The organism is Spongiimicrobium salis (assembly GCF_043678055.1).
Taxonomy (GTDB): domain Bacteria; phylum Bacteroidota; class Bacteroidia; order Flavobacteriales; family Flavobacteriaceae; genus Spongiimicrobium; species Spongiimicrobium salis.
On the sequence record NZ_JBHEQA010000007.1, the window covers coordinates 146,874 to 170,088 of the forward strand.

The window sequence follows — 23,215 nt, forward strand, 5'->3', positions numbered from 1 at the left end:
GTGCTTATTTTCTTAATTGAAAAAGAATATCCATAATCTCAATGTCGGGAGCTTCGGTAATCTGATATGCTTCTGGAATACTTCTCGCCAAATCCGATTCCCGATAGGATTGTAATGATTCGGCAGAATCCCAAACATATACACCCCCATATTCTCCTGCTACACCTGTCTTTACATAATACTTCTGAAGCAGACCGGGAATAGCGTTGAACTGAGGTTCCCTTTCCTTAGCTTTTTTTAATAATTCTTCTTCGGGAAGATTTGATTTCAATTTTATAAGTTGTAAGATCATACCCTTGTATTTTATTTTACAATTGAAAACAAGATAATGAATTGTAAGGAATCTAAAGAGGAACGTGCCTTATATGGGACGCACACCTTAGCATTACAACATATAGAGTTTAAGGATAAAGGCTTACAAGACAAAAAATATGGGCAATTCCCAATACCAACTCAAATAATAATTTCACCACAAAGCAATTATTAGGCTATGGAATCATAATTTTTTAGGGTTTTCAGAGCCCATAAAGTCTGTATCCCTGCCCATTCCAATTTCATTCCTTCACTTATCCCATACCAAGTGTCCCACCTTCCATCTTCCTTTTGACGTTTGATCAACTCACCGAGGTCAGCATTCACCCTTTCTCTGGAAAATATAGGGTATAGGACACTCTTGGGTGAAGGAGCATAATTTAAAGCGTGTGGTTTTCCGTATAAGCCCCAACCTTCGTCCGCTGTATCTTTGCTCAGTACATCATCTGCCAATATCCATTTCTTTAGGTCATCAAGTGCTTTTGCCGCTTTTTTTGTACGCTTAGTGTATTCCAAAAATTGCAAACGTCTGGGTACGCATAAATAACAAAATACATGCTTCTCTTTAATTCGCTCAATTTCTTCCCAAACAAACTGCTCAGCTTTTTCCATCCATGGAATCTCAATTTGATATTTCTCCAGAATGCCCAACAAGGGCGCCGTGGTACTCAAAGCGGCCCATTCTTTAACGGTTTTAAAATGTCCTTCGCAAGGGTAATCACTTTTGGGGCGAAACATCCAGGGAATACCACCTTTATCGGTTGTTATGTCCTCAAAATAGGGCATAAAATCAGTTAAGATTAAATCCTTGGTGAGATAGCCTACTTCGTCTAATGTTTCCAGGGCCATAATACTAAAAAGGGGCTGACTTTCCGGAGAGGCGGTATCAGGCTCCATCCCATGACCAAAGCCGCCATCGGCATTCCGATACGCATAAACGGCATGAAAAACTCCTTTGGGATCATCATTTTCAAAATGGTATTGAAACAACCGTCTTTCGATCATCCGGGCGTTGGTCAATATAAAATCCTTGGCTTTGATATAATTGTTCTTGGATAGCTTCATCTTGTCTTATGGTTGGTTTGTTTTATGCCTTGTAACTTAAACTTTGGTTCATTTCTGGAGAATATAATGGGAATTCTCGAATAATGAATCATGTATTCATGACTAATTTATGATGTGGGGTGCTGGCAGGGAACCATAAGTAATCTTGCCAATTGGTTTTACTGCCAAGATTGCAACTCGATCAAATTCCCTTCAGGATCTCGGGCATATACAAAAGTTATCTCTCCAACACCTTGCACTTTTCTTTTTGTAATTTCTCCAGAGGTTTTTCCGCCGTTTTTTACTACATTTTCAAGTACAGTTGCTACACTTTCCACTTCGAAGGCAATATGCCCGAAGCCTCTTTTGTTGGGAGGAATGCTTTCTTGCTCCGCTATATGTTCATATTGGTAGATCTCAAGAGTAGGTCCATTTTCCCCATATCCTGGCAATAAAAGATGGGCACCTTCCAGGGAAGCATCTTGTAAACCGGTTCCCTTATCGAGCCATGATCCGGATTGATTCCTTATCGGAGGGACAATTTTACATTGGAAGATTTTGATATAGAAGTCCACAAGTGTCTTCCAATCCCTGCTGACGATGTTGGTATGGGCGTATCTCATTATATTCAGAATTGATGAGGAGTGTTAAATTTTAAGGTGTTGTAAAGATCGTATAGTTTCTGGACCATTTTCCGGATTGACCAGGTGTAATGTGTATTTTAAAGAACAATTCCGGACTAATCACATGCTTCCATCCCCAAAGGTTTACTTTATCTGTTTGAAAACTGCCAGTTTCCGAAATACCAATTTTGCTTTTAAGATGTGCTAGTTCCCATGCGGCATTGACATTTTTTCCGCCACTAAGATTACTAAAAAAGAAGGGTTCCCCGGGAACACTGTTCCATTGAATCTGGTCATGTCCAAGATCAACTTTACTTTCGGGATTCACTACAGCATCAAAGAGCTCCGGTTTTAATTCAAAGGGGAATTTTAATAGGTAATGGGCTCCAATAGGGTCCTCATTGATTGCCGTAAAATTATGGTTGTATTCTTCGGTGATGATATCTTTTTCTCCTGTATTCTGCAAATCATATTGAATGCTAAAACCACTCTCGTGTAGTTGGATTTCTTTTTTCAATACATAGGCATATCCGTGAAGACTTTGGGAAGTACAATGGATAGTAAGGCTATTGGATGTTGGTATAACATGAAATTCGGCGGGCTTGATTTTGTAGTTCTTGTGAAATAGGTATTTTGTTCCTTCTTTCTTTAAGAGGCCTATTCCTATTTTGTGAAACCATCCCCCTGGGCCGGCGTCCTCAAAACCCAATGCCGTATCCATACCAAATTCATTATAAAACCCCTTTCCAAAATGATGCTCGTTCTGATCATCGGGACGTTCAATAGTTGACAATAGGTGGTTTTGGAATTTTAAAGTCGTAATTTTCCCGGTCCAGTCGAATCTTGAAAAATTATAATTTTCCATAGGATTATCGATATGGACTTCTAGCGCTTTGTTTGTAAGGATATGGGTCATATGCAGAAAAGAAGGCATTGCTCTTAAAAAACATAAGATACTACTTCTTCCGCAATTTGCAGCCATTGAACGTAGCGCCCAAAACCAATTAAGCCATATATGCCCTATTTCTTTGGCAATATGGCCGGCAATATATAATGGGTCATCATACGATCCACATTGGAATGGGCATAGGGCATTCCGTAGGCCGAGGCCGTAATTACAATGACAAAGGGAATATTTTTAAATACGAAGATTTTATTACCGCCATTGCCCGTACAAAATGAAACTTCATAATCGCTGCCATTTACCGTATATACCCTGTTCCAGAACAGATAACCATAATACCCATCTTCCATACCCGCATAGCTTTGGGATACCTGCTTGGCCAAACTTTTTTCTACCCAGGATGGCGTTAGAATTTGTTTGCCGTTCCATTTTCCTTTGTTCTTGTAGAGCTGCCCGTATTTGGCAAAATCAACTGCTCTAAGCTGTATCCCACCTGCGGTATTCCCTACTTTTTGGGGTGTATATTGCCATTGGTAATTTGTAATGTTTAGTGGAGCGAACAGTTTTTTATCGGCATAAGAAACAAGTCCACCAGGAACCGATTTATGAATAATATCGCCCAGTAGTACTGCTCCAGCTGTAAAATAGGTGTAATCCTTACCAATTATTTTGTCCTCGTGCATGGGGAGGTCGAGTCCAAATTTAACCCAATTATCGGTAGGGTACATGTTTTCCTCATTTCCAGGATTACTGTAATCGGAATCATCACCATCAAAGCCTGAGGTCATGGTCAAAAGGGACTTTAAGGTAACGGCATCTTTCTTTGTACTGTAATTTTTGTACGACTTTAGATCGTAAAAATCTTTTAACAGGGCATGTTCATTTGTGATAAAATCCTCCTCAATGGCAATGCCCAACATGGTTGAGGCAATGGTTTTGCCCACAGATCTGGGGTTGTGTAAACTTGCTCTGGAAGCCCCATTAAAATATTCCTCTACTAAAAGTTGATTGTTCTTGATGACAACAATTCCGTTGATATCTTCGAATCTGCCTTCGGCAATTTTTCTGTTTAAGGCTTCAATTTTAGACTTGTCAAAATAATCTTTGGAGATTTCCCAACCACTATTTGCCTGTATTTTTTGAACGAGAACCAGTTTTTCATCTATTGGTATTTTTGGTACTTCTACCGAAATAGTTCCTTTTGCCAAAGAAGGCCCCAATTTTAGGCTACCATCATTTACATACGGCTTTACGTCTATACTTAAGTTATGTTTCCCTTCGGTCAATGCGTCTTGTCCGCCATGGAGTTTCATAAACCTTTTCCACATATACCAACCCCACCAATCTATTCGTTCTGGGGTGACCAAGGGTATGGATAAATTAAGCTGTTCCGTTTTAAAGGATTTCGACCCAGCTCCGGTGTTTAAATTTTCTTCATAAAGCAACGCTCCATCGACGGTATATGAAAATTGAAAATTTCCTTTGCGCAATAATTCTTCTTTGGATAAGGTCGGGGCCAATGCTTGAAGACTCTCGATTAGGGGTTTGTCCAAGGTAAAATGGATACTCAAAAATCCATCTTTATGTAGATTGAAGTAATCTGCATACCTGAGGGCAGCGGCTTTCGTTTTTGATAGATCATCTTTTGAAAAAAGCAAATTCCCGATATCCTCTGTAGCTGTGGGCTTCAATTTTGATTGACTGTTATTTTTGCAGGATAACAATAGGCATAGCATAAAGGCAAAAAAATAATTCGATTTCATGTTTGTGATTTAGTTCAACACAAAAATCCAATTTTCAAGAAGGGTATAATTGTATATTTTTAACATTAGGAAATTAATCGTAAAAATTTAGTGGGGGTCATGTTATAGATCGATTTGAAACTGGATATAAAATGGCTTTGATCATAGAAACCACATTTGTAACAAATTTCCGTCATGCTATATTGTTGGGTAGATATTAAGATGATCGCTTTATTCAGTTTAAGTTGCCGCATGTATTGCCCGAGTGTGGATCCAAAATATTTATGGAATTCTCTGGATAAATGAACCGGGTGGATGTTTAATTCTTTGCTGAGTGCATTCAGGGAATAATCCACCTCGCTATCTAAAATGAGTTCGGACATTTTTCCTACCCAAGCCGGCTTTTTTGAATGCGCATTCAAAGGTGGCGTTTTCATTTTATTGAAGATATCCAAAATCAGCAACTCAATGCTTAAAGGGCTGTGATGGTCATTAATTCTGGTTTCCAAATACACTTTGTACATCAAAGATTTAATATGGGGATTTTCCAAATGAAGGCTTCCTTCGAAATCCAATGCAGCAATATCATATTTTTGGAGCCAACTTTTTTCAAGCTCCAAATGGAATCCACTGGCCTTATCCGAATGCTTTGAACCATAGTGAACCTCCTGCCAATTGGTAAACATTAGACCTCCAGGTGGAAGTAGGGTTTCAATTCTCTTATTGGTGTCCTTCATGTTTCCATGCAATACAAACATAAAGTAGGGGTTTTCATGATAGTGCCAGGGCGTGCGTTCTCCATTGTAACCGTAATTGGTCAATAAAATCCCATCGAAACCCATTTTCGTGTTGAGGTTCCCATAATATTGTCCTTTTGTTGAGATGATCATTTTGTGTCCCTTTATTAACTAAAACGCTAGTGAAACCAAAAAAGTTGTATTCATATCTTTATAAATTCATGATTGCACAATGACTAGACTCTACCCATCATGGACATGGTGTTTAGGATAGCATGAGCAATAATTAAGGGCCATAAATTCCGTCCAAATTTCACATAGGCGATGCCCATGATCAACCCAATAATGCCCACCGTAACCGATCTTTCCGATAGATCATAAGAATGTCTAAATCCAAATAGCATGGCTTGTAAAAGAACAGCAATAGCTGTTGCAAAGTACGTTTTGGAAAACAACCTTTCCAACCAAGTGATTAAGAACCCCCTATCCAATAGCTCCTCTAAGGCAGATTGCAATAATACAAAAGGGATAATCATAAAAAAATGAGGCCAATTGCCCTTTAATGGACCAAATTTTGAAACTGCATTTTCGGATGATTGATCCGGTGCCAATGAAAAAGGTAAAAACTCCTGAATATTTTGAAAAATTACAATGCAAATAGGAACTGCTATTAAAATACCAGCAGTAACCAACAAACTTTTTAGCATCTGATTTGGTTTTCTTAAGCCTAAATCATGCCATGATATATTCCGAACTTTCATTCTCCATGTGGCCACTGCCAAGGTGGAAAAGGACCATAAAAGCCCGTTGGCAATGAAATGCAATTGGTCAAAATACACTTTTCTTACCAAAAACATTACCGAAATATAAAGGACCAGATCCAGAAAGAATCCCTTGAAATGGGGTTGCTTGTAGGAGGTTTTTGTGGTTTTGGTACTCACGATGGTTATTTTATACTATAAGACGATAATTCGCCATATTCGTTACAGCTATGGATTTGGTCTAGTAAGCCAATGTTTGCATGTAACCTTCATGAAGAAGCCTGAACGATTGCATTAGGATTGGATTTAACCCTGGACGGCTCGGATAATGTTTTTTGCTATACCGCAAAAGCAAGAATGAGTTCTGGTTGTCGGATGCAGTTTATTTTTTTCTTTTATAATGATGCTGGGTGATTTGATTCAGAAAGATTTGTGTTTCGATCAGTTCAAACTGCAAGGGATTGGGAAGTTCCTTGAATAAGGGAAAACCCCCGCCCAAAACCACGGGAATTGTGGTGAGTATCATTTCATCGATCAAATCTGCTTCCAGAAAACTTCTAATAGTGGCCCCACCATCAATATAAAGACGTTTGAATCCTTTTTTATGGATTTGTTGCACAATTTCTGTCAATGTTCCTTGAATCAAAAAAGCCTTTCCTTGTTGACTTTCAGGGATTTCTTTTAGCGTATTGCTCAAAACAAAAACGGGCTTGTCATAGGGCCAGGCAACATCAAATCCACAAACGGTTTCAAATGTGGTACGCCCCATGACCAGGGCATCTATGGTATCATTGAATTTTAGATACCCCATATCGTCATTATCTGGGTTTGGAATGCTGTATAGCCAGTCAATTCCTCCATTTTTGTCGGCAATGTATCCGTCCAAACTTGTGGCGATAAATACACTATTCTTTTTGTCCATGATTTTTTCCGATTTACCTTGCTTAAAGGTCATAAGGCGCTTGCTAAAGGTACGGAAAGTTCCCTGTTTATGCAGGGAGCTTACGATGGAATAATGTTTTCACGCAATAAGATTTTGCCTGTGATTCCCTGTGAAAATGGATGGGGAGCTTATTTTTTTGAGGCTATGATGTTTTCTAAAATTGAAAAGGGGAGGGATCCGTTTTCCAAAATCATCTGATGAAATCGCTTTAAATTAAAATCTTTTTGTTTTTCAAATTCTGCCTTTAAGGTTAAGATTTTGTCCGCTCCATATTTATACGTAATCACTTGACAAGGCCATCGTTTCATTCTGGCAATTTCCCGTAACCCAATACTGTCTTGTTCGGGAATATGCTGTTGCCAGAACTTCAATGCCTTTTGATCGTTCCAACCGTAGTAATTTATTCCAACGTCCATGGCTACCCGTACCGATCGGATGATATCCCATTCCCATTTTCCCAATTCATCATAAATGTCGCGATAAGCACCAATTTCGTACCCAATTTCTTCAACATAGGCCGCCCATCCTTCTCGATAACTTGAGTATTGAAACATTTTTTGAATGTCCGAACGCTCCAACATATTCTCTAACATGATCTGGTAATGATGCCCTGGCATGGCTTCATGAATATAAATCCAACTGATTTGACGTTTGTTAAAAGCTTGGTCAAAAAAATTATAATAGAAAGTCTCATTTCTATAAAAGGCAGGAACTTGGGCCAAATTCTTATTTGTGCCACGTGCAATTTTTACCTCTGGAATCAAATCTACATCTGGGAAGTTTTCCGCTAAGCCCTTGGCGATGATTTTTTTTATTTTTTCAAATTCTTCTTGAACAACTTCCACGTCTTCATAATAAAAATCGGGCGTATTGATATGCGTTTTAAATGTTGAGTCATCCATTTTTGCCCTAGTTTGTACCGTTTTCATACGCTTTTTTACGCGTTCTATCTCCTTTAGGCCAAACTGATACATTTGGTCTGGAGTCACTTCTAAGCCAACCCAACGTTTCAAGAAGTAGGTGTACAGCTCCTTCCCGTTAGGCAACAGGAAAATACCGCTATTTGAAATGTCCTGAACTTGCGCATCATGCCATTTTTTCTCTTGGGCAATTCTGAGCAGATTCATTTCCGTTTCATACCGCATCAATTCAAAATCCAATCGATTTTTTTTCGATAGGTCTTCGGGATGTATTTCGCTTAAATAGGAAGCGGCTTTTTTAAAAAATACTTCTTGTTGTATCACCGAATCTTCGCTTTTAATAGATTGGAGGTTGGCCACATAGGAAAGTTGGGTGGGAGGAAGATTCCATTTTTCGAACCCTTCTCTAAAGTGTTTGGCAAAGGTTTCAAAGTTAGGGGCAGAAGCGCTTGTGCTATCCTGACAATTTGCGAAGGGGATTACGAAAAAAACAAAGAGAAAAAAATAATTCTTCATAAGGAAGTTTTCGTAAAAGTAGAAATTCAAAAAAGGAAGTATTTGTAAAATCTTGCGAATTTTAATCCTCAAAAAAGGAGGAGGGTGGCCTCCCAAAATGCTTTTTGAATTGATTGGAGAAGGCGGCCAAATCTGAATATCCTAAACAAAAAGCAATGTCGGTTATGCGCATTTCTTTGGTCAGCATCATTTTTTGCGCTTTTTGCATTCTTAATAATTCTTGGAGCTCAAGGGGGGATCGATGAAAACAATTTTTAAATAATCGGGAAAAATGAAACTTAGAAATACCAGATTCCCGGGACAGCTGATCTAAAGTGATTTTGTGGGTGTAGTTTTGGTAAATAAAATCTTTTGAAGCCATCAGCTTGCAAAGGAGCATCCTTTTTGTCTCAATTTTTTTTACATATATGCCCAACCTGCTCTGTAGTTCAAATACTTCCTTGGAAAACGAAACCAATTGGGAAGAAATGGAATCAAGAAGGGCGATAGCATCTGTTTTTTGATCTGGTTTTGGCCATAAGTGCTGGAGTGCGTTTCCTAAAGCGGAGGAACCACCACAACTAAAGGAGGTTTTAAACAAGAGTTCATTGTTATATAAGTTGATTAATTTTTCATTGGTATCCAGATTCAAGTCAATACAAACGCCTTGGGTAAGATGTCTTTTGTTTTCAAAAGCAACGGTATAGGGTTCATCTTTTTTTAGAAGCAAAAATCGTCCTTGGTGCAAAGGCAAATCCATATCTTTTATTTGGTAATTTTCCGTTCCTTCCACCACATACTTCAAAGCAAGCCCTTTTGTCTTTCCTTGGTATTGGGATTTGCTTTTTGCTTGGGAAAATTTAATCTCTCCTGTAGTTTCCTTGTATTTTTGAATGTTTACTGCGATATCTTCAAGTTTTGATGCTAGTGAAATGCGTATTTGCGTTTTCTATAGCGGGAAGTTCTGCTTTTTATTAAAAGTAGTGAATATTCTTTTAGTAGAGACATTGGCCTTGCCCTGATGATCAATGACGAAAATAAGGGGCGCTATGGATATGGTTTTATTTTAAATACTTTCAATGATATTAGGGTTTGTTGTCATTGATATCACTTTGATGTCCTAAGGTATGGTGACGAATTTTAAATATCATCTTCTTTTTAATTCGAATACAAAACAGCAGCTTCCGTTAAAGTTCCTTTCTTCCACAAATTCAAAACCCAGTCTTTTATAAAATTTATGGGCTTTGACATTGGTTTTTAATGGATCGATTAAAATTCCATCGACCTCAGGTATTTTGAAGCAGCGTTTAATGGCCAGTTGCATCATAATTGTTCCATATCCTTTGTTGAGGTCTTTTTCCTCACCGATCCAGATATCAATAGCCCTTTTTCCTTGTTCTACCTTTCCCCAATACTGGGTTTCTTCAAAATAGGGATCAATGATTTGAATACACCCAATAGGCCTTCCATGGAATTCAGCAATCCATTGTTCTCTCCATGACGGATTGGCCTTCAATTCATTTTCCCAATCCCAATCATCATCCGGATCAGCGTCAATAACATGTTGTTTGGTATCCCAATACTGTAATAGGGTCAAATCCTCAATAGTGGCCTCTCTTAATTGAATATTCATAGATCATGTTATATTTAGGATTGTAGATCACAGTCTCTTGATATGGCCCCAAAAAGCTATCGACAAACAAAAATCTGTTTTCCCGATTGATCATTGAAGGCATCTTCCTCAAAACTTCCAAACTTATGGAGAATGGTGAAACCTTGCCATTGTAGGTAGGCATCCAATTCTTGAGGGAAATACATTCGCATATCCAGGTTTTGGATAGAATCAAAAACTCCATTGATATGATAATGCCAGGCAATACGATTGATCTGTGTGTTGCTTTCATATTGCATGGTCTGTTTAATTGCTATTTTCCTTCCATCTTCGGTAGTATATTTTGCAATTTCGCTCTGTTCTTTTTCAGCTTCTACAAGAAATCGTATATCGGGGTTAAAGCAATCGAACAAAAACAGGCCTCCTTCTTTGAGATGGTTCTTCACTACCTGAAATGCCTTAAACAGATCTTTATTCTCATATAAATGATGAATGGAATTGAATGGGATAAATATAAGATCATATTTTTCCGATAGCTTTAAATTGCATATGTCCGCTTCAATGAAAGGAATTTCCAACCCTTCCTCCAGAGCTTTTGTTTTAGCTTGTTCCAGCATAGACGGAGTATAGTCTACTCCACTAATTTTATGCCCTTCCCTTGCGATCGGAATCGTAAGTCTGCCTGTGCCACAACAAAGCTCTAATATATGCGCATCTTTACTTTCCGGTAGCCATCGTTTGTAAAAGTCCAAATCTGCCAAGTCGGTATTTAAGCCATCATAAATGTGTGCATCATAAATTAAATTCCCAACCTTATAATTTCTATCCATATTTTTCCTTTAAAATCGATTAGGTTATCCAGCTATTCCCTTGGTATGGAACTCCGAAGAGATATCACCTAAATGCTACGGAATGCCTTTACGAACTTTTTTGCCTTTTCAGTATTTTGACAATTCTTGTATTTATGATTTCGGACAAGTTCCAATTGTAAAGTTTGGAATCCGTAGTGCTATAGAATTCAATAGTTACCGCATCAAGATCTTTGTGATATTTAGCAAAACTTTGATAGCCCGGGACCCAACCGCCATGTTCAAACTTATAAATAGAGGCGTATATTTCCTGTTCCTTCCCTTCAAATAAGGAACCATCGTTTAAGGCTCGGAGAAAAGTGCCCACATCCGCTGCCGTAGCCAACATCCCATGTTCGTCCGCCTTTAAATCCAGAGGGTGTCCTACATGATAACCACTCATTACATTCCCCATATTTACTTCCTTAAGGGAACCAAAGGTATTGTTGAGTTGCAGTGGCTTTAGAATTTCCTCCTGAATGAATTGAAAGTTGTCATAGCCTAAGACATCATTCATGATTTTATTGATCAATAGATAGTTTGTATTGCAATATTCGTAATCTTCCCCGGGCTCAAAGTTGGCCGGCTTGTCCAGGATCAATGCAAGGCTTTCTTCGTAGGTCTCCGTTGGAGCCGCCCAAAAGTTTGGAGTATCTGTAAAATTGGGGATGCCACTTTTGTGCTGTACCATCAATCTCAGCGTAATTTTATCCGCATTTTCGATCTTCCCCTTAAGTTCGGGTAAATATTCAGCAAGAGTTTTATCTAGAGAAAGCCGTCCATCACCTACCAATTTAGTGACTGCTGCCGCATCATAAAGCTTACTAATACTCGCTATCTTAAACAATGCATTAGGTTTAGCGGGTATCTTTAATTCTCGATCATGCCAGCCAGAAGCAAAATATTGTGGCGATTGCCCAGCTTGGTCCACATAGATGATCATACCATCAAATCCGTGACCAATGGCTTCGTCCGCTTGTTCCTGTATGGTGTCTGGCAATGGAAGTATCCAGGCTTTGACCAAAAGCCAAGGAACAAAAAACAGGGAAGAGATGCCTCCACCAATAAGTACGATTCTGATGATCTGTTTTTTTGTTATGTTCATTTGGAATGCCCTACTTTTTAATCAAAAGTATAGCATTTATTGCAGCTTTTTCCTGTTTTGCTCGTTTTAACTGCTAGACATAACGGAAATAGAAAATCAGCAAACATTTTAAAAAGAGGCGCAAATAAAAAGCTACGGGCTATTCTCCTTGTAGAAGTTTAGCCTTTGTCAATGGTTCTTTTGGCCCGTTTTATGATTTTTTCCGTCGCTTTGGTGGGACTTGTTTTTTGCCATTTTTCACAAAGGGCAATGACAAAATCTGGTCGCGTCTTGCTGGCATCATTCAACCAATTCCCCACACTGTCCTGCACATATTTTGAATCGTCTGCTTTAAGATTGTTTAAAATGGGCAAAGCAAGTTCAGGGGTTTCTTTAAGTCGGTCAATGTGCTTGCACCAAACACCTCGTGGTCTGGTAGCTTCGGTGGTAAATCGCCTAATATTTTCATCCTTGTCTTTTGTCCATGTAGCTAAAAATTGAATCGATTTTTCAAGATTCTTGTCGATTTCAGGCCGCAACGCCATCCAAACCACTTCTCTTACACCAAAATGTGTATCGGCCACTAAGTGTTGCGCGCGTGCCATTTTTTCTTCAAGGGTCAGGTTTTCATTTAAAGCAATAAGATATGGGGCATAGCAGCGAATGGAATCGGACAGATGCGTACTTAATTTATCTAAAATGACCTCCAAACCCTTTGTATTGGAATAATGTTGGGAAAGGCTTGTTCCGACCAACCTGGTCGTATTCATTGCCGAGGGTTTTTTCTGTGCCTGTATTTCTTTGATGATGGCATCAATTGTAGTTTTTTCAATGCCTAAATCCGGAAATACCGCTTGTATCAACGCGTTATGATCAATAGCGAGCCATTCAGTCAGGTTTACCGTTTCTATTTTTCCCTTATTCAGTAATTCCACAACTTCAGCGGGAATGTCAGCAGCTTTTCTTGCTCCTTTTCTATTAAGAATGTCTTTGTTCATTTTTCAAAGGATTATTAGGTTTTATCAACGGTACGCAACGCGTATAATGCTGTTCCAAATCTACGAAATAGTAGTATTAGAAGATCATATGTTCCCCATCATTGGGAATCCATACTTTTTCAGTAGATCCTATTGCAGCAACTTCCTTTCTCAATTGTTCCTTGGTCGTTGGGCAGTGGTTAACAGATTCCATATGGTTGGCAAAGACTTTGCCTGGAGCATTTTGAACAAAACGAAGGATATCCTCCATAGTCATTAACAAGGGTTTGAAAAGATCAAATTGTGCAGATCCGGCAGCTAGTACACTAATTGCCGGCCGATATTCAGTAAGGACCTTGTGCACATCATCGGTATAAATGGTGTCCGAACTGATATAAACACTGGGTTGACCCGGAAAGTCAATATAAAAGCCCATAACATTTCCCGCGGGCTTGGCAATAAAACCATAGCCATGTCTTGCGGGGATTCCCTCTATTTTTCCGCCTAAAAAATCGGTTCTTTTCCAATAGGCCACGGTTTGCAATACATGTAATCCTTTTTTTCGTAAAGAAGCTTCGTCCTTTATGCTACAGATTATGGGGATGTTTTTAGAACGAAGAAATGCTTCCGCCTTTTTATCCAAATGATCCGGATGGAGGTGGGTGATCAAACAATGTGTTGTTTTTTTGATCAATTCCTGTGCATTGGAGGGTAGATTTACCGTAGGGTTTCGCTGGGGCTTAAAACGAAAAAAAGTAAAAGGAGGTCCCGCTTCCCCTTTTTGGCTGAGCATGGGGTCTACTAAGATTACTTTGTCCGCTGTTTCTAGGATCAAAGTTGCATTTCGTATATGATGAATTTTCATTTTCTTTTCGATCTTTGGATTCTTATGATGCAAAGGTCAAAAGATGAAGTGGATAGCAGGATACCAGATAAGAGTCAATTCCTACCATTTTGATAAGACCCGCGATATTCTTTTGGAGTTAAACCCGTTTGGTTTTTAAAAAAACGCGAAAGGTGGTTGGATTCGGAAAAATGAAACAAATCGGCCAACTCCTGAATAGTAGCAGAGGTAAACAACAGTTTCATCTTAATTTCATAGGTGAGACGGGATTTTAAAAAATCGGTTGTGGTCACATTGAATTGCTTGGTAATGGCCTTATTAAGGGTAATGCGACTAACATTCAATAGACTGGTATAATCAGCGATGCGTTGCTTTTCATAAATATGTTGCTCTACCAGTTTTCTAAATTCATAAGCCAAATTATCATTTGAAATAGTGGAAGTAATATCGAATCGTTGGGAATAAAGTCGGTTAAGTTGAATTAAAATATAGTATAGAATAGCCCGAATCAAATGGATACTATCGCTTTTAGAAGCGACCAAATCTGTTTTAATTTCCTTCAACTTAGCTAGATAGTCGTCTGTAATGTTCTTTGAAACCTTGAGGTGCAGTGGAAGTTCTATTTGATAAAAATACAGCAGGCGATAGGTGAAATACTTATCCGAAAAAAACTCATTTAAAAAGTCCTCTTGAAAAACCAATAAGGTAGCGTCAAATTTTTCCTGATCAATGTTCCATCGATATTTTTGATTTTCTGAAATAAATATAATGCTATTGTCTTCTAAACTAATGGTTTGGTCGTTTAATAAGAGGGTACCATTTCCTTTCTTGATAAATACAATTTGAAAAAAATCAGTAGTGTACAATTCGTTGGCAAATACCATGCTGGCGGTATTTGGACTATGCAAGACATTAAGTAGAAGGTCTACCCCGCAGAAACTTTTATTGAATTTTACATGTTTCATGGCCTATATTGGACATCAAGATAGCTAATGTACAGATGATATGCACCATTGAAGGGTTTCTTACTACCTTAAATTTTGGAATAAGGACGCTTTATATATGGTATTACACCTTACAATTTCCTTTAGTTGAAATTAAAGGTTTGTTTTATAGTTTCCGAAGAGAGCAAATTCTTAATGGCTTCCAAGGCATCTGGGCTCTGTAAAAAAGGATGTTCTTGAAATAACTTTTGATACTCAGATTTTACGTCATTCGTATAGACTTCAACTTTTGTGTCGATCACTTTATTGATTTCGGCAATGGTGTTTCTCTGAAAATGCAAATTAATGGGGTCAACAAATCCCATTTTTATGAAGCTGGCAGTTTTTCTGGCACAACGACAAGGGTTGTTTTTATGTACAAGACCACATTTGTTGTCCATAAATTGATATAACTGTTTTTTCGCCCTGTGCAATTTCACTCTAAAGTTTTCTTTTGAGATTTCCATGATCTCACTGCCTACACTATCCGGGAATTCAAATAAAGCCCCAATAATATAAATCATTCGTTGCTCGCGATCCAGACATAGCAGCATTCCTTTCATACAGCTAATTTTGGCTTCTTTTACCAGAAGCTTATTTTCAACTTCATACGAATAATCCGAAAGGGATTCATTGGGCAATTGATCAAGTCCCTGGCCAAATTCTTCAAATGTTGGGGCGTCGACCTCGTATTTTCCTCTTTCCATATTTAAGAAGTGATTCTTTAGAATGCGATACACCCAAGTCTTAAAGGCACTTTTTTGTTTAAAGGAGCTGAGCTTTGTGATGATTTTCAGCAATACCTCTTGTGTTAGGTCGGCCGCACTATCTTTGTCGCCTACAAAAGTCAAGGCAACATTGTATATCCAATCCTGATACTTCTTGATCAATTCCTCCAAGGCCGTCTTATTTCCGGCAAGGGCGTTTTCTATAAGAACGGTATCCGAAGTTGTAGTATCAAACATTTTTTTAATCATTAGCGCTGTGTAAAATAGCACAATTTGCCTTTCACTGCAAAGACAAATTGTGCGGAACTTATTTGGTCATTAAGAATTGTCCGTGCGGATTATCTATAGTCATTAACCATTCCCCATTTTCTTGCTTGCGCAATACGGCAACGGATAATCCACTTTGTTCGATCGCTGTTCCATCTGGGGCTTTTGCGGTCATTTTCCAAGGTGCAATATGTGTTGCAATATTTCCTGTAACGAATACCTCATGTCCACTATAGGTGAATTTCGGATTTACATTGGACATTTCCGTAAACATTTTTCGTAGGATATTCGCGTCCGATACGGGAGATTCGGGTTCAAATACCACTACTGCATTGGGTTCATAACAAGCCATGACGGCATCAATATCCTTATTTTCAAAGGCTTTTGTCATTTTTTCAATGGCCTGTATTACTTGTTGTTGTACTGTTGTCATCTTTGATGTTTTCATAGTTTGAGCGTAAAAACTGATTGAGGTCATACTGCATAGTATGACAATTGTTAATTTTAATCGGGTGTTGTACATAAAAAGTGTTTTTTTAGCAATGCAGTGCTTGCTTTATCTTTGGACACAACAGAAAGATGACCGTTACAGTAAAAGTCTATTTTTTAAAAATAATTCTAAGTGCTATTCGATATATTAAGGAAATAGCTATCCTATTCACAACATTCAGGTAGTGTGTGAAATCTGAAGAATTCGCCAAGGGTAATTTTTATACGGGGAAGGATGTACGCGGCAAGCTGTATTTTGTTATTCAATGACCAATTGGACCAATATTTGCCCTTCCTCATTTCTATATTCCCTATTGAAAACTCTTTTTCCAATAAGCTCTTTTGCTTTTCTCATACCATCTAAAAACCCTCCAAACTCATACCTATAGGTATTTGGATTGGCATCATTTTCGTTTTCAAGGAAATCAGAAATATGCAGTAGATACTTATCTAGAATATCCTCCAAAGGGTATTGGTTATTGCTTTCGTCCAAGGCTAATTCGTACGACAATATCATGCGGTATTTTTGTTCACTATCATCGTTTAGATCCTCATAAATTCCCTCCTCAATAAACCTGTATTTGGAGGTGTCAGCATATTTTGAACTTTTTTCTAAGGAAATATTTTTCATAATGTTGTATTCCAACCGAAGTTCCTGCTCATAGACAGATTCCGGGTTCTGCTTTTCCGTCTGACCGAATAATTTGCTGAAAAATCCCATGATTATAAGTAAAGTGACTAGTTTTTTCATGTAGTTTGCCGGATTTGTTTTTCAGCATACAAGATACTTTAAATAAATGATAGGGCAGTTTAAAGTTACCTCTAAACCCCCGACAAACATACGACTGATACTGGTTTTATTATTGGAGGGGAAGTGGTCAGGAAAAATGGGGGAGGATCTGTTCCCCAATTTCTTCGATCATTTCCCCTGCAGGTCTGGAACCGTATTTTAGATTTAGAATAACATGGTTTACGCCATGGGATTCCAATAATTTTAGATGTCTCAGCAAATAGGCCGTACCCGATTTAAACCCAAGATGGATTGGGCTTGGTTTTCGCTGCGTATCTTTAGTAACATCCACATATAAGGATTGCATAAAAGGTTTCCATCTTTTTTCAAGGCTGGTCAAGGCTTCTTGCCATTGTTGCATGACCAATGCCAAGGTTGCAAAATCTCGAGGATAATACAACCAACCATCGGCATGTTCAGCAATCCAATCCAAGGATTGTCCTGAATGTCCTGTGACAAACATGGGCGTTTTATGATCATACTTAGGAAGTAGATCTATTCCTCCATGGGTGGCGCCATAAAACTTTGAGGCATACTTGGGGAAATCCCCTTGCAAGGCCTTAATATAAAAAAAGCTATCCCTGAACAAAGCCGACTTATGATTTAATTCTTGATTGAAAGCGGGATATTCTATGGGACGGTCCCCGGAGGCTACCCCTAAGAGCAATCTTTCGTTTGAAAGTATCTGAAGACTATGGATGGATTTTGCGGTATGAACAGGATGACGCAGGGGAAGAATTATACTGCCCGTAGCCAAGGCGATCTCTTTGGTGTGATTCATGATGTGGGTCATGTAGATCCAAGGGTCGAACAGTTGCCCTGCATCACCAAAGTTGGGGTCGTTAAAAGGCACATCTCTAAACCAAAGTGCAGTAAAACCCAATTCCTCCGCTCGCTGGGCCAATTGTTCCTGCCCTTTCATTTTTGCTATTGGACCATGGTATGCTTCCAAGGGAAATACCAGTCCCAAAGTTAGTTTCCCCTGAGTAGCTACTTTTGAAAATACACGCATTTATATACCTAAAATTTTATTGGTTTCAGTAATTAGATCTGCAACAAGATCCAGATCATAAGCATTCTTATGGGCTTTGGAAAAGTTACCTTGATCATTGTCGAAGTAATTTTCCGCCCCAGGAGTAAATTGATTTGGGATAGCCAATTCGTATAGGATTTGAGCCCCTTTATCGGCAGAAGACCAAAATTGGCCATAGGCTTCTTGAGCCATTCTAGTGTTCAATAATGAACCTGGGTTAACAGCAACTACATTAAGGAAATCCTGTTGTTTTGAGAGGTGAAAACTCCACATGGTCAAGGCTAATTTACTTTGTGCATAGGCCTCTTGTTCGGATACAATTTCATTGCCCCTTAATGCCTCTATGGAAACTGGTGATTGCGCAGCCGAACTTAAATTGATCACTTTTGGGAAAGGGCTTTTTTTGAGCAGTGGCATCAATCCATTGGTCAATAGATAGGGGGCAAAATAATTGACCGCAAAGCGTAAATCCAGACCATATGGATTAGATTGGATTTTGCTTTTAAACACTCCTGCATTGTTGATCAATACATCAATTTTTGAGTGATTATCGGATAATTCCGCAATCATTTTTTGAATGCTTTTGAAATCGGAAAGATCGGAAACAAAACCATGGATGTTCCCATTGTCCGTAATCGCTTTAATTTCGACTATTGTTTCTTGAAGCTTTTTATGATTTCTTCCATGCAAAAGCATTTGATGGCCATCCTTTGCCAATTGAATCGCTACCAATTTGCCAATGCCATCGGTACTTCCGGTGATCAGTATTGTTTTTGTCTCCATTGTTTTTACGTTAAAGGAGTTTTATCCTAAACAAAGATGTTTTTAAATGGCTTTTTTAGGCCAAATCGTCTTTTGCTTCCACTAAATAATGATGGCTATTGGAACCCGCTGTTCTTGCCTTTAGGTGCGGTGCGTATTCCGGGTCTTCCATAAAATTCAGAGCGGCTTCTTTGGATGGCCATTCAATAATAATTCGTAGGGCAGCTTCTTTTTTATCACCTTCCACTTGTTCATGCTTGGTAGTTCGGGCCAAGTATCGCCCTCCGTGTTTTGTAACAAGGGTATTTGCCGCTGGAATATAGTCCGATATCCACGTATCTGTTGAAGGGGTTACGTCTAGGATTGAATAGTAGTTCATTTTGATGTGATGTTTGAATTCATAACTAAATTTCCGTGATAATTTCCTCTTTTGGCAATCTGGATTTAGGCAGTTTGGCATTAAAATCATCAGAAGCCCGGTAACCTAATCCTACCATGACTAAAGCGGTGAAGCCCTTTTCCCGTAATCCAAATTCCTCATCAAGGGCCTTAGTATCAATACCTTCCATGGGGACGGCATCGATGCCCAGTGCTGCTACACCCAAAAGAAAATTGCCAATGTTTAAATACACTTGTTTCTCCATCCAATGTTGGGCATCCTTTAAGTCATATTTATGGATATTGGTAAACAGTTGTTTTGCGCCAAAATTTTGCATCTTGAAGGCTTCTTCTGCAAGTCGGCCATCATCATCTTCCTTATCCGTTACATGCTGCAAAAAGGCATCATTTATTTCTGTTTTGGCACAGAAAAGGACCACATGCGAAGCGTTAAGAACCTTAGGTTCATTAAAACTGAAAAAACCCGAAGTCCCTTTGGCCAATCTTTCTTTCCCGGCTACAGAACTGGCAATGATAAAATGCCAAGGCTGCGAGTTGATCGAAGAAGGACTCATTTGCAATAAAGCCTTGATATTTTCTTCATTTTCCGGATTTATTTTTTGGGAAGCGTCGAATGCTTTTGTCGTGTATCTCCAATTCAGTATTTCTTGAATGTTCATGTGATCTATTTAATAATTTATTTACTATATTAATTATAGTTGCAAAACTAATTATAGTAAATTACCTTTGCAATAACGGTCAAAAAGGATAGTAGCTATTTATGGGAAAAACAATACCGAAAAAACATCAGTTTCGAGGGAAAGAATACCCTTGTTGTGCAAGCTTAACCATGGGAATCATTGGAGGGAAATGGAAAACTGTGATACTCTTTCACTTGATGAATGAAAAATTACGATATAATCAATTGAGAAAGGCGATGCCCACGGTAACCGAAAGAACCTTGAGTTTACAACTTAAGGCATTGGAAGAAGATGGTCTGGTAAAAAGGAAGGTCTACACCTCAAAACCTCCCTTAAAAGTGGAATATTCATTAACCGATTTTGGAAAGACGTTAATTCCAATTATCCAATCCATTGCGGATTGGGGCGACAGTGTTGCTGAAAGGTATTCCGGCTAAAGCATCACGGATGTTGGGCCATGGCTTTTATATTTCTTTGATTTCTTGATAAATTTTTCTTTTGGAACGCTCAAATAGTTCCCCTCCAAATTCTTCATTGTCCAAAGAGATGATAGAAATATCTTGTACTCCCATAATGCCAAATACAAATTTCAAATAACTTGTTTGAAAATTCATATGTTCGTTTTTTTCATTTTCCCCATATCCTGTGTCACCTCTACTCGATAAGATGAACATTTTTTTGTTTTGAAGAAGCCCTACGTAATCCCCGTCCGGTTTACCTGAACGGAACTTCCAGGTTTCGTTAATTCTCATGAGCTGGTCTATGTACGATTTCAAACCACTAGGAATAGACCAATTGTACATGGGGGTCCCTATAACATAAATGTTGTGCCCTTTAAATTCTTGGACAAGTGTATTACTGTACTGGACCGCAGATTGATTTTGTGCTGTCCTGTCCTGTGGCCGTACAAAGGCACTTGCGATCCATGCTTCATCTATTGGTGGAATTTTCTTCAATCCAACCTCCCGATGGGTGAAGATGTCTTTAGGATGTTTCTTTGCCCAGTTTTTTTCGAAAAGTTGCGTTAGTTTTCGACTTTGAGATCGTTCATTTCTTACACTGGCATTAATGATAAGTACTTTGTTCATTTTTTCAGATTTTGAATAATGAAGCAAAGTTCCGAATTGGAAAAGTGATAAAAATTGACCTAGTTTAAGATGCTTCTAGTTTTTTTCGAATTCTACTCAAAAATTCAGCGGTAATTCCCAAATAGGAGGCAATGAGATAATTGGGGACTTTAGCAGCAATTTCAGGGTAGCGCTGTATAAAATCCAAATATCGTTGTTCCGCACTCAGAACATTATTATTAATTATTCTTCGTTGCAGACTACTGAGATAGTCTTCAAGGATGATTCTAAAAAAACGTTCTAGTTTTGGAATTTGTCTTAGCATTTCTTGAAACGAATTCCGGCCAATTTGTAATACTTCTGTCTTTTCAATGGCTTGAATATTATAGATAGAAGGTTTTTGTTTTTGAAAACTCTCAATATCCGTTGCCCACCAATGGTCCACCGCAAAAAACAAGATTTCTTCTTTTCCCGTATTAGGATTTATGTAAAATGCTTTTAGGGTCCCGTGAATTACGAAATTGTCCGTTTTACAAATATTTCCGTTTTGGAGCAAATAGGTTCCTTTTTCAAGCGTTTTTTTAGTCCAGAATGCCTTGATTTGATCTTCTTCCTCGGCATTCAATGGGATGTATTTGGTAATAGATTGAATTAAAGACGCTTTCATTGCAATAGAGAGTAGGATGATAAGGTACAAATTAGCACGGAAAAGAACATGGGTTTTCAGGTTTTCCGAGCGATAAGTTTGATGAACATCATCATATTTTTATGTAAAGAGTTGTGTATTTCAACAAAATTAGCAAATACCCATCGATTTGAAAACTCCGTCTTAGTGCTGTAAACAAGCCTGTTTTAACCATTAACCTGAGAAATGCTCAATGGCTGAAGATTTCGCAGGTTTATGGTATACTTTAAATCCGGTATAAAAAATCCAGGCAAAATAGAAAAGGAATACAATTCTTTGGCCAAATGCCGGGCTACCGGTGAATACAAATGGCCAGGTACCGAATATTATGGTCAGATAGGTGAACATGAGTGTTGGTTTGCAGGCACTTTTCCAGTAAGCCGTTTTTTTCATGGGTTCGGAATAGCTAAAAGCACCTAATAAAAAGAAAAGATAACTCCCAAAACTCCCTACCGTATGCAAGAGCATTGTTGTTGATGTTCTATGCTGACAATCCCCAGGGAAAACCCCCGAAATAATCATGAATATGCCACTTAAAAGAATACCATAAAAAGGTAATTTACTAGATTTTGTTTCTATTACGTTTTTGTAGAGACCCAGGGCGTAGATGGCAATTAAAGTTCCTGTAAAAATATATCCAAAAACATTCCATAACCATTTGTTTGGCGCGTCAACGGAACCAAGTTCGCTTATGGCTTTCGTATACATAGAATATTCCGGGTGCATTGAAGATAGGATGGCGTAAGCGATCACAAATGCAATGGGGGCAAGCATTCCCAGTATCCCGTAGAATTTATGGTTCATATGCTAAATTTAAGGCTAAAGGTATAGAGAATACCCATCTCTTTTTTTGATATAAATCAAAAAGTATCCTGTATTGCCCTAACCCTACTCAATGTCTCTTGTGTCATACTCAAATGGGAAGCCAACATGCCCAAGGGTACTCTGGATAATTTGTTTTTTGAGGTTCGTTCAAAAAAACGATAGCGTTCTTTGGCGGTGTTGAATTGAAGGGAAATTATCCGTTCTGATTGTTCCATAAAGTAGGTAGAAATCAACATACGGCCGAAGCGTTCCATTTCGGGAAAATCTTTAAAGCAATCTTCCAAGTCATCCAATGCAATTTTAATGACTTCCGTTTTTTCCAAGGTTTGAATGTGAAAATAATCCGGAATATGCTGGAAAAAACTATATACGGAGGTAATCCATTCGTTTTCTGCAGAAAAATTATCCGTAATTTCTTTTTCATTTTTAAGATAATAGATCCGTATCAATCCGCTATTTATAAAATACGTATGGGAACAAATTCTATTGGGTTTATGAAGAAAATGACCTTTTGGGAAATTTTGGATTTGACCAATTTCTTCAAGTCGATTTTTCAGTTCCGTCGAAACAGGAATGAAACGGCCAATATGATGTAATAAGCGTTCTATAATGTCAGATGGTTTTTATTTTGTCTACAAAATATTAGCAGTAGTCAGCCCAT

Annotated in this window: 28 protein-coding genes; 1 reads left to right on the top strand and 27 read right to left on the bottom strand. The window is 38.3% G+C overall.

The window, feature by feature from the left end; genetic code table 11:
- Window positions 1-4: 4 nt before the first annotated feature.
- The 23 genes from ACEXOE_RS21955 to nfsB form a co-directional block, all read right to left on the bottom strand.
- Window positions 5-292, bottom strand: a complete 288-nt coding sequence (locus ACEXOE_RS21955; protein WP_394751021.1) for a YdhR family protein — start codon at window positions 290-292, stop codon at window positions 5-7.
- 191 nt (window positions 293-483) lie between these two features.
- A complete protein-coding gene (locus ACEXOE_RS21960) occupies window positions 484-1,377 on the bottom strand; it encodes a hypothetical protein (RefSeq protein ID WP_394751022.1) in 894 nt (297 codons plus the stop codon).
- Window positions 1,378-1,535: 158 nt separating this feature from the next.
- Window positions 1,536-1,979, bottom strand: a complete 444-nt coding sequence (locus ACEXOE_RS21965) for a VOC family protein (protein WP_394751023.1) — start codon at window positions 1,977-1,979, stop codon at window positions 1,536-1,538.
- 31 nt (window positions 1,980-2,010) lie between these two features.
- A complete protein-coding gene (locus ACEXOE_RS21970; RefSeq protein ID WP_394751024.1) occupies window positions 2,011-2,895 on the bottom strand; it encodes a hypothetical protein in 885 nt (294 codons plus the stop codon).
- 104 nt (window positions 2,896-2,999) lie between these two features.
- Window positions 3,000-4,646 carry a serine hydrolase domain-containing protein gene (locus ACEXOE_RS21975; RefSeq protein WP_394751025.1) on the bottom strand — a complete coding sequence of 549 codons (1,647 nt, stop codon included), beginning with the start codon at window positions 4,644-4,646 and terminating at the stop codon, window positions 3,000-3,002.
- A gap of 65 nt (window positions 4,647-4,711) precedes the next feature.
- Entirely contained in the window at window positions 4,712-5,515 is an 804-nt protein-coding gene (locus ACEXOE_RS21980) for a helix-turn-helix transcriptional regulator (protein ID WP_394751026.1), read from the bottom strand.
- A gap of 83 nt (window positions 5,516-5,598) precedes the next feature.
- Window positions 5,599-6,303, bottom strand: coding sequence for a CPBP family intramembrane glutamic endopeptidase (locus tag ACEXOE_RS21985; protein WP_394751027.1), 705 nt, complete (start codon window positions 6,301-6,303; stop codon window positions 5,599-5,601).
- Between the two features lie 202 nt (window positions 6,304-6,505).
- Entirely contained in the window at window positions 6,506-7,045 is a 540-nt protein-coding gene (locus ACEXOE_RS21990) for a dihydrofolate reductase family protein (RefSeq protein ID WP_394751028.1), read from the bottom strand.
- Between the two features lie 149 nt (window positions 7,046-7,194).
- Window positions 7,195-8,502, bottom strand: coding sequence for a DUF885 domain-containing protein (locus ACEXOE_RS21995; protein ID WP_394751029.1), 1,308 nt, complete (start codon window positions 8,500-8,502; stop codon window positions 7,195-7,197).
- 61 nt (window positions 8,503-8,563) lie between these two features.
- Window positions 8,564-9,277 (bottom strand): helix-turn-helix domain-containing protein, encoded by a 714-nt coding sequence (locus tag ACEXOE_RS22000; RefSeq protein ID WP_394751097.1) that lies wholly within the window; start codon window positions 9,275-9,277, stop codon window positions 8,564-8,566.
- A gap of 351 nt (window positions 9,278-9,628) precedes the next feature.
- Window positions 9,629-10,114 carry a GNAT family N-acetyltransferase gene (locus tag ACEXOE_RS22005; protein WP_394751030.1) on the bottom strand — a complete coding sequence of 162 codons (486 nt, stop codon included), beginning with the start codon at window positions 10,112-10,114 and terminating at the stop codon, window positions 9,629-9,631.
- Window positions 10,115-10,170: 56 nt separating this feature from the next.
- Window positions 10,171-10,923, bottom strand: coding sequence for a class I SAM-dependent methyltransferase (locus ACEXOE_RS22010; RefSeq protein WP_394751031.1), 753 nt, complete (start codon window positions 10,921-10,923; stop codon window positions 10,171-10,173).
- An 88-nt stretch (window positions 10,924-11,011) separates the two neighbouring features.
- Window positions 11,012-12,046, bottom strand: coding sequence for a serine hydrolase domain-containing protein (locus tag ACEXOE_RS22015; RefSeq protein WP_394751032.1), 1,035 nt, complete (start codon window positions 12,044-12,046; stop codon window positions 11,012-11,014).
- Window positions 12,047-12,204: 158 nt separating this feature from the next.
- Window positions 12,205-13,023, bottom strand: coding sequence for a DNA alkylation repair protein (locus ACEXOE_RS22020; RefSeq protein ID WP_394751033.1), 819 nt, complete (start codon window positions 13,021-13,023; stop codon window positions 12,205-12,207).
- Between the two features lie 76 nt (window positions 13,024-13,099).
- Window positions 13,100-13,867, bottom strand: a complete 768-nt coding sequence (locus ACEXOE_RS22025; protein WP_394751034.1) for an MBL fold metallo-hydrolase — start codon at window positions 13,865-13,867, stop codon at window positions 13,100-13,102.
- A gap of 74 nt (window positions 13,868-13,941) precedes the next feature.
- Window positions 13,942-14,811: an AraC family transcriptional regulator gene (locus ACEXOE_RS22030; protein ID WP_394751035.1), complete on the bottom strand. Its 870-nt coding sequence runs from the start codon at window positions 14,809-14,811 to the stop codon at window positions 13,942-13,944.
- A 122-nt stretch (window positions 14,812-14,933) separates the two neighbouring features.
- Window positions 14,934-15,806, bottom strand: a complete 873-nt coding sequence (locus tag ACEXOE_RS22035; protein WP_394751036.1) for an RNA polymerase sigma factor — start codon at window positions 15,804-15,806, stop codon at window positions 14,934-14,936.
- Between the two features lie 58 nt (window positions 15,807-15,864).
- Window positions 15,865-16,272 (bottom strand): YybH family protein, encoded by a 408-nt coding sequence (locus ACEXOE_RS22040; RefSeq protein WP_394751037.1) that lies wholly within the window; start codon window positions 16,270-16,272, stop codon window positions 15,865-15,867.
- Window positions 16,273-16,572: 300 nt separating this feature from the next.
- Window positions 16,573-17,064: a hypothetical protein gene (locus ACEXOE_RS22045; RefSeq protein WP_394751038.1), complete on the bottom strand. Its 492-nt coding sequence runs from the start codon at window positions 17,062-17,064 to the stop codon at window positions 16,573-16,575.
- A gap of 127 nt (window positions 17,065-17,191) precedes the next feature.
- Window positions 17,192-18,115 (bottom strand): LLM class oxidoreductase, encoded by a 924-nt coding sequence (locus ACEXOE_RS22050; RefSeq protein WP_394751039.1) that lies wholly within the window; start codon window positions 18,113-18,115, stop codon window positions 17,192-17,194.
- Complete coding sequence (locus ACEXOE_RS22055; RefSeq protein WP_394751040.1) at window positions 18,116-18,919, bottom strand: SDR family NAD(P)-dependent oxidoreductase; 804 nt, start codon at window positions 18,917-18,919, stop codon at window positions 18,116-18,118.
- A gap of 55 nt (window positions 18,920-18,974) precedes the next feature.
- Window positions 18,975-19,277 (bottom strand): DUF1330 domain-containing protein, encoded by a 303-nt coding sequence (locus tag ACEXOE_RS22060; protein WP_394751041.1) that lies wholly within the window; start codon window positions 19,275-19,277, stop codon window positions 18,975-18,977.
- 25 nt (window positions 19,278-19,302) lie between these two features.
- A complete protein-coding gene (gene nfsB, locus ACEXOE_RS22065) occupies window positions 19,303-19,956 on the bottom strand; it encodes an oxygen-insensitive NAD(P)H nitroreductase (protein WP_394751042.1) in 654 nt (217 codons plus the stop codon).
- A gap of 101 nt (window positions 19,957-20,057) precedes the next feature.
- On the opposite strand from nfsB, the gene ACEXOE_RS22070 reads away from it, so the two are divergent.
- Window positions 20,058-20,414, top strand: a complete 357-nt coding sequence (locus ACEXOE_RS22070; protein ID WP_394751043.1) for a winged helix-turn-helix transcriptional regulator — start codon at window positions 20,058-20,060, stop codon at window positions 20,412-20,414.
- A 27-nt stretch (window positions 20,415-20,441) separates the two neighbouring features.
- On the opposite strand, the gene ACEXOE_RS22075 is transcribed toward ACEXOE_RS22070, so the two are convergent.
- From ACEXOE_RS22075 to ACEXOE_RS22090, 4 genes are all read right to left on the bottom strand, one after another.
- Window positions 20,442-21,065, bottom strand: coding sequence for an FMN-dependent NADH-azoreductase (locus ACEXOE_RS22075; RefSeq protein WP_394751044.1), 624 nt, complete (start codon window positions 21,063-21,065; stop codon window positions 20,442-20,444).
- Window positions 21,066-21,129: 64 nt separating this feature from the next.
- Entirely contained in the window at window positions 21,130-21,711 is a 582-nt protein-coding gene (locus tag ACEXOE_RS22080; protein WP_394751045.1) for a Crp/Fnr family transcriptional regulator, read from the bottom strand.
- Between the two features lie 192 nt (window positions 21,712-21,903).
- A complete protein-coding gene (locus tag ACEXOE_RS22085; protein ID WP_394751047.1) occupies window positions 21,904-22,533 on the bottom strand; it encodes a DUF998 domain-containing protein in 630 nt (209 codons plus the stop codon).
- 56 nt (window positions 22,534-22,589) lie between these two features.
- Complete coding sequence (locus ACEXOE_RS22090) at window positions 22,590-23,165, bottom strand: Crp/Fnr family transcriptional regulator (protein WP_394751098.1); 576 nt, start codon at window positions 23,163-23,165, stop codon at window positions 22,590-22,592.
- Window positions 23,166-23,215: the final 50 nt, after the last annotated feature.